Source organism: Sphingobium sp. WR1 (genome assembly GCF_059693745.1).
Map to the genome: position 1 here is coordinate 1 of NZ_JCATID010000052.1, position 9,681 is coordinate 9,681.

At 65.2% G+C, this 9,681-nt stretch carries 11 protein-coding genes; 7 read left to right on the forward strand and 4 right to left on the reverse strand.

Features of this window, described 5'->3' with window-relative positions; genetic code table 11:
• The 4 genes from AC58EF_RS27755 to AC58EF_RS27770 form a co-directional block, all read left to right on the forward strand.
• The coding region (locus AC58EF_RS27755) for a c-type cytochrome (protein ID WP_497279595.1) at positions 1–360 on the forward strand (360 nt) is incomplete at its 5' end.
• Positions 361–450: 90 nt separating this feature from the next.
• Positions 451–1,287: a p-hydroxycinnamoyl CoA hydratase/lyase gene (locus AC58EF_RS27760; RefSeq protein WP_497279596.1), complete on the forward strand. Its 837-nt coding sequence runs from the start codon at positions 451–453 to the stop codon at positions 1,285–1,287.
• Between the two features lie 141 nt (positions 1,288–1,428).
• Positions 1,429–1,818, forward strand: coding sequence for a nuclear transport factor 2 family protein (locus AC58EF_RS27765; protein ID WP_497279597.1), 390 nt, complete (start codon positions 1,429–1,431; stop codon positions 1,816–1,818).
• A 15-nt stretch (positions 1,819–1,833) separates the two neighbouring features.
• The gene (locus AC58EF_RS27770) at positions 1,834–2,595 is read left to right on the forward strand and encodes an IclR family transcriptional regulator (protein ID WP_497279598.1); all 762 of its coding nucleotides are present in this window, start codon (positions 1,834–1,836) and stop codon (positions 2,593–2,595) included.
• A 375-nt stretch (positions 2,596–2,970) separates the two neighbouring features.
• On the opposite strand, the gene AC58EF_RS27775 is transcribed toward AC58EF_RS27770, so the two are convergent.
• The 4 genes from AC58EF_RS27775 to AC58EF_RS27790 form a co-directional block, all read right to left on the reverse strand.
• The gene (locus AC58EF_RS27775) at positions 2,971–3,732 is read right to left on the reverse strand and encodes a hypothetical protein (RefSeq protein ID WP_497279599.1); all 762 of its coding nucleotides are present in this window, start codon (positions 3,730–3,732) and stop codon (positions 2,971–2,973) included.
• Between the two features lie 9 nt (positions 3,733–3,741).
• The gene (locus AC58EF_RS27780) at positions 3,742–4,968 is read right to left on the reverse strand and encodes a hypothetical protein (RefSeq protein WP_497279600.1); all 1,227 of its coding nucleotides are present in this window, start codon (positions 4,966–4,968) and stop codon (positions 3,742–3,744) included.
• 212 nt (positions 4,969–5,180) lie between these two features.
• Positions 5,181–6,581, reverse strand: a complete 1,401-nt coding sequence (gene desA, locus AC58EF_RS27785; protein ID WP_497279601.1) for a syringate O-demethylase — start codon at positions 6,579–6,581, stop codon at positions 5,181–5,183.
• Positions 6,582–7,352: an alpha/beta fold hydrolase gene (locus tag AC58EF_RS27790; protein ID WP_497279602.1), complete on the reverse strand. Its 771-nt coding sequence runs from the start codon at positions 7,350–7,352 to the stop codon at positions 6,582–6,584. It abuts the gene before it with no gap.
• A 119-nt stretch (positions 7,353–7,471) separates the two neighbouring features.
• Between AC58EF_RS27790 and AC58EF_RS27795 the strand changes: the two genes are divergently transcribed.
• From AC58EF_RS27795 to AC58EF_RS27805, 3 genes are read left to right on the forward strand one after another with little or no spacing between them, the layout of a single operon-like run.
• Positions 7,472–8,341: a methylenetetrahydrofolate reductase gene (locus AC58EF_RS27795; RefSeq protein WP_497279603.1), complete on the forward strand. Its 870-nt coding sequence runs from the start codon at positions 7,472–7,474 to the stop codon at positions 8,339–8,341.
• A gap of 29 nt (positions 8,342–8,370) precedes the next feature.
• Positions 8,371–9,225 carry a formyltetrahydrofolate deformylase gene (gene purU / locus AC58EF_RS27800; protein WP_497279604.1) on the forward strand — a complete coding sequence of 285 codons (855 nt, stop codon included), beginning with the start codon at positions 8,371–8,373 and terminating at the stop codon, positions 9,223–9,225.
• A 4-nt stretch (positions 9,226–9,229) separates the two neighbouring features.
• Entirely contained in the window at positions 9,230–9,610 is a 381-nt protein-coding gene (locus AC58EF_RS27805; RefSeq protein ID WP_497279605.1) for a dihydroneopterin aldolase, read from the forward strand.
• Positions 9,611–9,681 lie beyond the last annotated feature (71 nt).

Consider the following 9,681-nt stretch of genomic DNA (forward strand, 5'->3'; position numbering starts at 1 on the left):
AGAACCAGGGGCGCTCACCGCGTCGGTGGATGCCATCTAGAAGCCACAATCGAGTCGGTCAATCGGAAAATTGCAAAAAAACGACAAAGATTTGAATTCGTCCATCACGACCGCTCCATTCGCCCGGAAATGGCGGCGCCTGCGCTGACCGAAGCCGGCGACGCGACAAAGGGCAAGGCAGGCTTCACCTATTTGCCGGCGATGCAACAGGCGAAAATTCGCCGGCACGCCAAGTCGCTCGACGCCTTTCTGACCAAGCCGAGCGGCCTTCTTCCCGGCAATCGCATGGCTTTTGCCGGTGTGCCGCTGTCCGCCGACCGCGCAAACCTGATCGCCTATCTGGCCAGCGCCACGAAATAAGCCGGATCGCGCCTGCGCAAAAAGCCGCTTGCCTGGGCCACACGATAGATTGTATCCTTATGATACATATTGCCGATCAGGAGCAGGAAGATGGAAGAGCAGGACGTCGTTTCCTTTCATGTTGAAAGCGGGATCGCCTGGGTGAATTTCGCCCGCCCCGCCAAGCGCAACGCGATGAGCCCGACGCTCAACCGGCGCATGATGGAGGTGCTGGACGCGCTGGAATATCGCGAGGATGCCGGTGTTCTGGTGCTGGGGGGCGAAGGCACCGCCTGGTCGGCGGGCATGGACCTGAAGGAATATTTTCGCGAGACCGAGGCGCAGGGCCTGCGCGGCGTGCGCAAGTCGCAGGCGGAAAGCTATGGCTGGTTCCGCCGCCTGCGCTGGTATCAGAAGCCGACCATCGCCATGGTCAATGGCTGGTGCTTCGGCGGCGGCTTCGGCCCGCTCTTCGCCTGCGATCTCGCCATCTGCGCGGACGAGGCGCAGTTCGGCCTGTCCGAAATCAACTGGGGCATCTTGCCGGGCGGCGGCGTGACCAAGGTGGTGGTCGATTTGCTGCCGATGCGCGACGCCATGTGGCTGACGCTGACCGGCGAGCTGATCGACGGCAAGGCGGCGGCGGCGATGCGGCTGGTCAATGAAAGCGTGCCGCTGGACCGGCTGAAGGCACGCACCACGGAAGTCGCCGAGCTGCTGCTCAGGAAGAACCCGGTCGCCCTCAAATTCGCCAAGGATGCCGTCCGCCGCGTCGGCACCATGACCTATGACGAGGCGGAGGATTATCTGGTGCGGATGCAGGAAGCGGCCAATTTCCACGACAAGAGCGAAGGGCGCAAGGAAGGCATCCGGCAGTTCATCGACGAGAAAAGCTATAAGCCGGGCCTTGGTAGCTATGACCTCAGCAAAGGCAAGGCGTCGGTTTAGAATTTCATATTTGCGATATATCCATATTCATGAATATGTGGCAGGATGATCCCTAATGAGAAAAAGGATCATCCCCATGCCCATGGCCTCCCCTGTCGCCCGCCTCCTGCGCGGCGCCGCGGGCCCGGTGGACGCGCGGCCATGACCGAGGAGCAGCGCCGGGCGATCGAACAGGATTGCGCCCGCCTCGTCGCCCGCTATGCCAATCTGAACGATTCCGGCCGCTGGAACGATGTCGCCAATCTTTATGCCGAAGACGGCCGGATGGCGCGCCCGACCGCGCCCGACGACTGGATCGTGGGCCGCGACGCAATTCTCGCCGCCTTCCTCGCCCGCCCGGCGCGGACCACGCGGCATGTCTGTTCCAATGTCGTCATCGACGTGCGGAGCGAAAGCGAAGCCACCGGGGAAAGCGCGATGCTGTTGTTCACCGGCGAGGGAGCGCCTAAGGTCGGCAGCTTTCACGATATTTTCGTCCGCACGGACGCGGGCTGGCTTTTTGCCGAAAGGCGGGGCAGCCTGATTTTCTAGGGGGTTTGCCGACATATGAATGGCTCCACGCCGTCCACCGTCAAATCGGCGATGCGCACTATCGACATCATCGAATATGTCGTTGCGCGGCCGGGCGGCGTCGTCGCGCAGGAGATTGCGGCGGGCCTCGCCATTCCGGTCAGCAGCCTGTCCTATCTGCTCGCGACGCTGGTGGAGCGCGACTATCTGGCGCGGGACGGGCGGCGGTATCTGCCCGGCGGCGCGCTGGAGCGGCTGGCGTCGCCACGGGGATCGCTGTCGCTGGCGGACAAGGTGCGGCCGCTGGTCAAGTCGCTGCGGTTGCAGACCAACGAGACGGCGTCTTTCTTCACCCGCGACGGCTGGCAGCTGGAAGCGATCGTCACCGAGACGGCGGAACATTCGCTGCGCTATTCGATCAGCGTCGGTACCCGCAGCCCGATCCATTGCCTGGCGGCGGGCAAAGCCCTGCTGGCGACATTGCCCGATGCGGAACTGGACGCCTATTTCGCAACGACGCCGCTTAGCGCCTTCACCCCCGCCAGCATCACCGACGAGGCGATGTTGCGCGCCGAACTGGCGGCGGTGCGCGCCACCGGGGTCGGCCGGACGCGGGAGGAATATACGCCGGGCATCTGTGGCCTTGGCATGGCTGTGATAGTGGACGGCGGCCCGGTCGGCGCCTTCGCCGTCGCCATTCCGACGCCGCGATTCACCGCCGAACTGGAGGGCCGGACCATCGCCAAGCTGGAACAGGCAGTGAGCCTGTTCGCCGCCGCCGAGATGCCCGCGGTCTGAGAGTCTGTTTGGAAAATGCGCGCAAGAGCGCATTTTCAATGCGGCACCGGCCCACACCCCCACCCGACCGCCCATCAGGGTAGCATATCTGGGTGGTCGGGTGGGGGTGCGGGCCGGTGCGGATGCGCCAAAGGCGCATTTCCAAACGGACTCTGAAGACAAATGCGTCCCCGACGCAACGGGCCGAAGTTCACACTGTTGCGGGGTAATTGGGTCGAACGCGCTCGCGACGCGCCCCCGATGCGTCCCCGAAGCGCCTGCGAAGCGTCACAGCAAGCGCCAGCGAAGCACCGGTCGACAGGATGAATCAGTAGCGTGCGGGAATGCTGGTCCATCTCCAAGGATAGATCAGATAAAATCCTACATTGGAAGGGTTTAGGCCGCCTGTCCCATCCAGGTGGAGGCTTTGAGCTCCTCGATCTCCGGGTGCGTTTCGAAGCGCTCGAGCCGGACCAGAAGCGTCCCGCCGATCACGCGCGTCATCGCCGCCGGCGACGTTGCGGCGGTGAGGACGATGTCGGGATGGGCGAGCCGCGTCGGGTGGTCCATTTGCGCATAACAGCCAAAATAGTCAGCTTCGACATGAAAGGGCTTGGGCGGGGCACGGTAGAGCGTGTCGCGCAGGCCCAGCAGGCAGGGCCGACGATAGCTGCTCATGTCGCGGTCGCCGGGGTCCAGGTTCAAGCCCACAAAGCTGCCCGGCTTCGCCCGCATCAGCGCGTCGCATTCCAGCATCGCCAGATCGCCCATGAAGCTGAGCACGATGTCCGGCCCGGCCCGATCGGACAATTCGCGCGATGCCTGCGCCGCGACGTCCGGCCGATAGAGCGCCGGCAATTCCTTCAGCAGCGTTTGGTGGAGCGCCGACACATAAGCGAAAGCGTCGCCATAGGCCTGGTCCATGTCCACGCCCATGCCCGCAAGCACGGGCCGGAGCAGGACGAGCCGTCCGGCAATCGCCTCACGATATTGCGCGCCATTTTCCTGCGCCTGCTCCAGCGTAAGCACAGGACCGTCGAGGCCAGCCGTCGCGATGTTGAGCGCCCTGTGGCGGGGCGTGAACGGGGGATAGTCGGCAAGCAGCCCGGACAGACGTCCCGCCTCCTGCGATTCGCGCTTCTTGAGCCAGCCGAACATCAGGGCAGTCTAGAACCAGCTCTTGACCCAGTCGACCGCCTTCTCGCCGACGCCGCTGCCCACGATACCGCCCGCAATACCACCGATCACGCCGCCCACGACCGTGCCGACCGGGCCGCCGACCGAGCCGATGGCCGCACCCAGCTGGGCGCCGCCCCACGCGCCCGCCGCGCCGCCCGCAAGGCCGCCGACCGCGCGCTGCGTGTTGTCCCCAAAGCTGTTGCCGTCCTGCCGGAACGCCTGGCCGACCTGCACTGCGTCAACGACCAGACCGACCGGACGCGCCACCCGACCGACGCCTTCGAGCGCCGTGCCCAGGCCGCGAACATTGGCGTTCTCGGTCAGGCGCTCGACATCCTTGGCGACCTGGAGGCGAGTGTCGGCGCTGGCGCTGGCGCGGCCGAGCTTCGATTCAATTTCGATCTGACGATTCATTTCCGGCCGCGCGCCGGGCTCGGTCGCCACCACGTCGACGTAGCGGCCGCCGAGCGAAGTCTGCCGATACGCCTCGGTCTGGACGTTGGTGTAGTTCGGATCGGCGCGCAGGGCGTCCGCGATGGCGTCACGCGCGGCATTGCCGTTCTGCGTGGTGGCGGCGGGACCGTTGGAGGTCGTGCCGCCAGGCGGCGGCGGGTTGACCGGGCCGTCGCGCACGATGCCGGCATTGTCGAGCAGCGTTTCAAGCGGCTTGGTGAAGCCGTCCTTGTTCGTGACCGGACTGGTGGTCGACTGCCACCGAATCTCCAGGGCCGGATTATCGCGCAGGATGCGTCCCCCAACCTCGGTCGGGATCGTGGAGGCGCCCGTAGCCGACAGCGTGGGCAGTCCGCCCGTTTCCTGATTCTGTTCACGCATGGCGACAGTCGCCTGCGCTTCGGCGCGGAAGGCCCCCATGCTGCTGGCGATCCCGTCGCCGCGCGGTTCGCCCTGCGACATCCACCGGTTGAGAGTGGCGGTCATGTCGGCGATGACCTGCTTGTCCTCGGCGCTGCCCGGCGTGATCGTCGCGGGGTCAAGCCCGTTCGCCTGCGCCTGGATGTCGTAGCCGATCTTGGCGTCGCCCGAGCGCACGGCCTGCTCCAGCGGCACGCCCGTGCAGTCGTTGCAGTAAAGGTTCGGCTGGCCCGACCCGAAATCGACCTGGACGCTCTGGCTGCTGGTCGCCGTTGGTGTCGGAGCAGGCGCCGGGGGCGGCGTCTGGGGGGCATTTGTGGTCGAGCCGATGGAATCCTGCATCCTCACCTCCGCTGCTTGCCCGTCATTCTAGGCATGAAGTGGAGGGGCGATCACTAGTCGATCCGCTGAAATGGCTAGTCGATCCGACTAAGGGCGGTGGCGATTCGCATCAAAGCGAGAATGCGCGTCCTGCTTCGGATCGATCGGTTCCTCCTCCCCCGGACCAAAATGGGGGACGCCTTTCGGCATCCCCCGCGTCCCTGCTCACGAAATCAGGCGGCCTTGGTGCGCCAGCCGTCGGCATAGCTGTCGCGCGCGGCTTCCGAATAGGGCACGGACGACACGATCGCCTTGATCTCCGTCTGGACATGGGGTTCGACCGTCGGCTTGGCGGTGCCGCCATCGGGTTCGCCCCAGAGCAGGGTGACTTCGGTGCCGGGCGCGGCATATTCCGCGTCGACCATGGCCAACGCCAGGAAGCGGCCAGTATTCACCGTGTAGCCGATCCAGGTCGACAGGCCGACGGTCCTGCCGTCCTTTAGCACCGCGTCATAGGGGTGCATACAGTAGACGGCGCTCGGAAATTCGAGGAACTTCGCCTTGTCGCCGGTCTGAAGCATCGAACTCATGACCCGGACGATATCCGCATTGTCCAGCGCCAGCGTCACCTTCTGCCGGTGCGGCTGGTCCTTGATCTTTTCCAGCGCCTCGCGGCCGACGAAATCATGGTCGAACTTGACCATGATGCCATAGCCCAGCTCCCAGGGGTTGAGATAATAATCCTCGATCCTGTCGGAAACGAAGCTGCCGCCGAGCGAGCATTTGCCTTCATAGCTGTTGGCGCTGAGCCATTCGCGGAAAGCCCTGGTGCCTTCGCCGGTATAGGTGGCCGGCAGCGGCGAGGGGATCCAGCCCGATTCCAGTGTGTTCGACGAGTAGGTGCGGCCACCGCAGAGGGTAAGGCCGAAATCCTTGCCCGCCTCGATCAGGGCGTTGCGAACGGTGTCATAATCCTTCCACGGGCCGAACAGCTCGTAACCGGGCTGGCCGGCCATGCCATGGCGCAGGGCGCGCACTTCGACGCCGGCGATCATGATCGGCGCCATGTGGAAGAATTTGAGGTCCGGCGGGGTCTGGCCCATCGCCTTTTCCAGCACCGGCATGGCGTTCGGCCCCTGCAACTGGAAGCGATAGTTGCGGCGGTAGCCCTGCTGGTCGAGCGGGCGGGCGGCGGTGCGCTCGTCGCGTTCCACCTTCACGTCCCACTTGCCGGTCGAGGCCCAATATTCGACCCATTCGATCGAGGGGGCGCGGCCGACCAGTTCGAACTTCTCTTCTTCCAAGTAGAAGAGGATGACGTCGCCGATCACATAGCCTTCGGGCGTGACGGGCGCGAATTGCTTGGCGCGGTTGGGCACGAAGCCCTTGAAGCTGTTAGGCGCGAGCCAGGCGAGCATGTCGAAGGCGTCGGGGCCGGTGACGAGCAGGTCGACCATGTGGAAGCTTTGGTTGAACAGCACGGCGGTTTCCGCCCAACTGCGCTGTTCGTCGCGCCAGTTGCTATATTCGGCCGGGACGCCGGGATAGACGTTGGGGCCGGTCTGCTGGTTGCGCAGGAAATGGACGATGTCGCCCTTTTCATCGAGTAGCTGTTGCAGGGACGTGTCGCTCATTCAAACCTCTCCTTTGACGTAATTTGCAAAGTTCACACCGTTGCCGGGGCATGGCTGGTCGAGCCATTCCCGCACGATTGCATTGAAGGCCGGCGGCGCTTCCGCCGGCATCATATGGCCTGCCCCCGGCACCACGCGCAGGCGCGCGCCGGGAATGGCGGCGGCGATCGTCCGGTGCTGGGCGACGGGGGACCAGCGATCCTCCTGCCCGACGATCGCGACGGTCGGACAGGCGATGGTCGGCAGCAGCGCATCGACCGAGGGGCGGTGCAGCAACGCCTCGATCTGCGCCTCGAAAATGGACAGGCCGGCCGCGACCGCCATGGCGTAGAGCCGGTCCATCAGCGCTTCATCGCGCAGCGCGTCGGCGGCCATCATCGGCGGCAGCCATTCGGCGACCAGCGCCGCCATGCCCTGCGCCCGGCCAAGGTCGCGCAGGCGATAGCGGTTCTCGCGCTCACCGGGCTTCACGGGATGGACGCCGGTGTCGACCAGCGCCAGCCGCTCCACCCGGTCGGGCGCCTTGCGCAGGACTTCAAGGGCAACCCGCGCGCCCATGGAATGACCAAGCAGCGCGCAGCGTTCCGGCATGTGCGCGAGGACATGGTCGGCCATCGCCCCGATCCGGTCCGCGCCGCCATAATAGCCGTCGACCACCAGGCTGCCGGGGAAGGCGGCCAGCGTCTCACCGAACATGCGCGAATCGCAGATTAGCCCCGGAAGGATGACAAGCGGCGGCTTCCTGCCCTGATCGAATGATTTCGCACTCATGAATATTTCATCTATACGAATCTTCGTGGATGAACTAGGGGGAAAATGCGCCAGGGATACAAAGAGCGCCACGCGATGCGCCGAGACGCCCCTGGGTCCAGTCCTATCGGGAGAGAAGCATGAGCCTGCCGTCGATCCATCCCAACTGGGATTTGCCGCCCAAGGGCATGACCGACGGCTATTCGCTGGAGATCACCGCCAAGGATATCGAGGCGCTGAGCGAAGCCGCGCCCGCCATGCCCGCCGAAACGCCAGTGGCCGTCACTTTCCTGCCCGGCGAGTCGCTGGAGGCGCGGATCGCGGCGGCGAAGACGGTGCGGGCGCTGGGGTTCGAGCCGATGCCGCATTTTTCCGCGCGGCGGCTGGAGTCGGGCGATGATTTCGAAACCTATCTGGCGGCGGTGGTGCGCGAGGCGGGAGTGCGGCGCTGCTTCGTCATCGCGGGCGACCCGCCGGAGGCCGCCGGTCCCTATGGAGACAGCATGGCATTGATCCGCACCGGCGCGTTCGAGCGGGCGGGGATCAGGGCGATCGGCGTCGGCGGCCATCCCGAAGGGCATCCCAACATGACGCCCGACCAGACGTTCGAGGTGCTGACCGCCAAATGCGGCGAGATCGCCAGCCGGAACATGGCTCCGCTGATCGTCACCCAGTTCGGTTTCGACGCCGCGCCGATCCTCCAGTGGCTGGCGGAATTGCGCGCGCGCGGGATCGATGCGCCGGTGCGGATCGGCGTGCCCGGCCCGGCGGGGATCAAGACGCTGATGCGCTTTGCCGCGCGCTGCGGCGTGGGCGCTTCGACCTCCGTGCTCGCAAAATATGGCATTTCGATCACCAGGCTGATCGGCACCGCCGGTCCCGACAAATTGGTGGACGCGCTGGCCAACGGGCTGGGGCCGCAGCATGGCAAGGTGCGGCTGCATTTCTATCCGTTCGGCGGCCTCGCCCGCACGGTCGAATGGATCAACGACTATATGGCCCGCCATTGAGCGCGCGCCAGCCAGTGGAGAGAGATAGAGTGGCTGAAATCTGCACCCTGACCCTGCAATGCGACGACCGGCCGGGGCTGGTCGCCGATGTCGCGACCTGCCTGACGCGGCAAGGCGGCAACATCACCGACGCGCAGCAGTTCAACGACAAGCTGACCGACCGCTTCTTCATGCGGGTCGAGTTCGAGATCGCGCAGAATGGCATAGGGGGACTGGAAGAGGCGTTCGGGCCGCTGGCGCGCGAGCGCGGCATGGAATGGACGCTGCGCCGCCGCAGCGAACGACAGAAGGTGCTGCTGCTGGTCAGCAGGTTCGACCATTGCCTGGGCGACCTTCTCTATCGCTGGCGGATCGGCGAACTGGACATGGAAGTGGTCGGCATCGTCAGCAACCATCCGCAGCATGTGCTGACGACGTCGCTGATGGGCGACCTGCCCTATCATCATCTGCCGATCAGCAGGGACAGCAAGCCGGAGCAGGAGGCGCGGATCAAGGCGATCGTCGAGCGTACGGGCGCGGACCTGATCGTGCTGGCGCGCTATATGCAGATATTGAGCGACGATCTGGCGGGGTTCCTGTCGGGCCGCTGCATCAATATCCACCACAGCTTCCTGCCGGGCTTCAAGGGCGCCAAGCCCTATCATCAGGCGCATGAACGCGGGGTCAAGATGATCGGCGCGACCGCCCATTATGTGACCGCCGACCTCGACGAGGGGCCGATCATCCATCAGGATGTGGAGGCGATCAACCATGCCGACACGCCCGACGACCTGGTGCGCAAGGGCCGCGATATCGAGCGGCGCGTGCTGGCCAGCGCGGTGCAGCATCATCTTCAGGGGCGGGTTTTCCAGAATGGCGCGCGCACTGTCGTCTTCCGGGCCTGAGGCCATGGCGCACAAAATCGATGGGCGCGGCTTGGGGGCGTCGCAATGCGCCACCAGGGTTCGCGTGCGCGACCTGCCGCTGCTGGCCGATATCGGGATCAATCCCGACGAGATCGGACGGCGGCAACCGCTGGTGATCTCGGTCGAACTGACCCTGTCCGCCGACCGGATCGAAGGGATAAGCGAGACGGTCGATTATCGCCGGGTCGCACAGGCGGCCGAGGATCTGGCGCTGGTCCACATCCCGCTGATCGAAACCTTCGCCCAGCGGCTCTGCGAGCGCTGCCTGAACTTTCCCATGGTGGTCGAGGCGCGGGTGAGCGTGGACAAGCCCTTCGCCCTGACGCGCGGTCTGGCGGGGGTAGAGGTGACGGCGCAGCGCTAGAGGCTGTTATGAACCTGCAGCGATTGAGGCCGCCTGTTTCATCATGATGCATGCGAAGGCGACGACGTGCA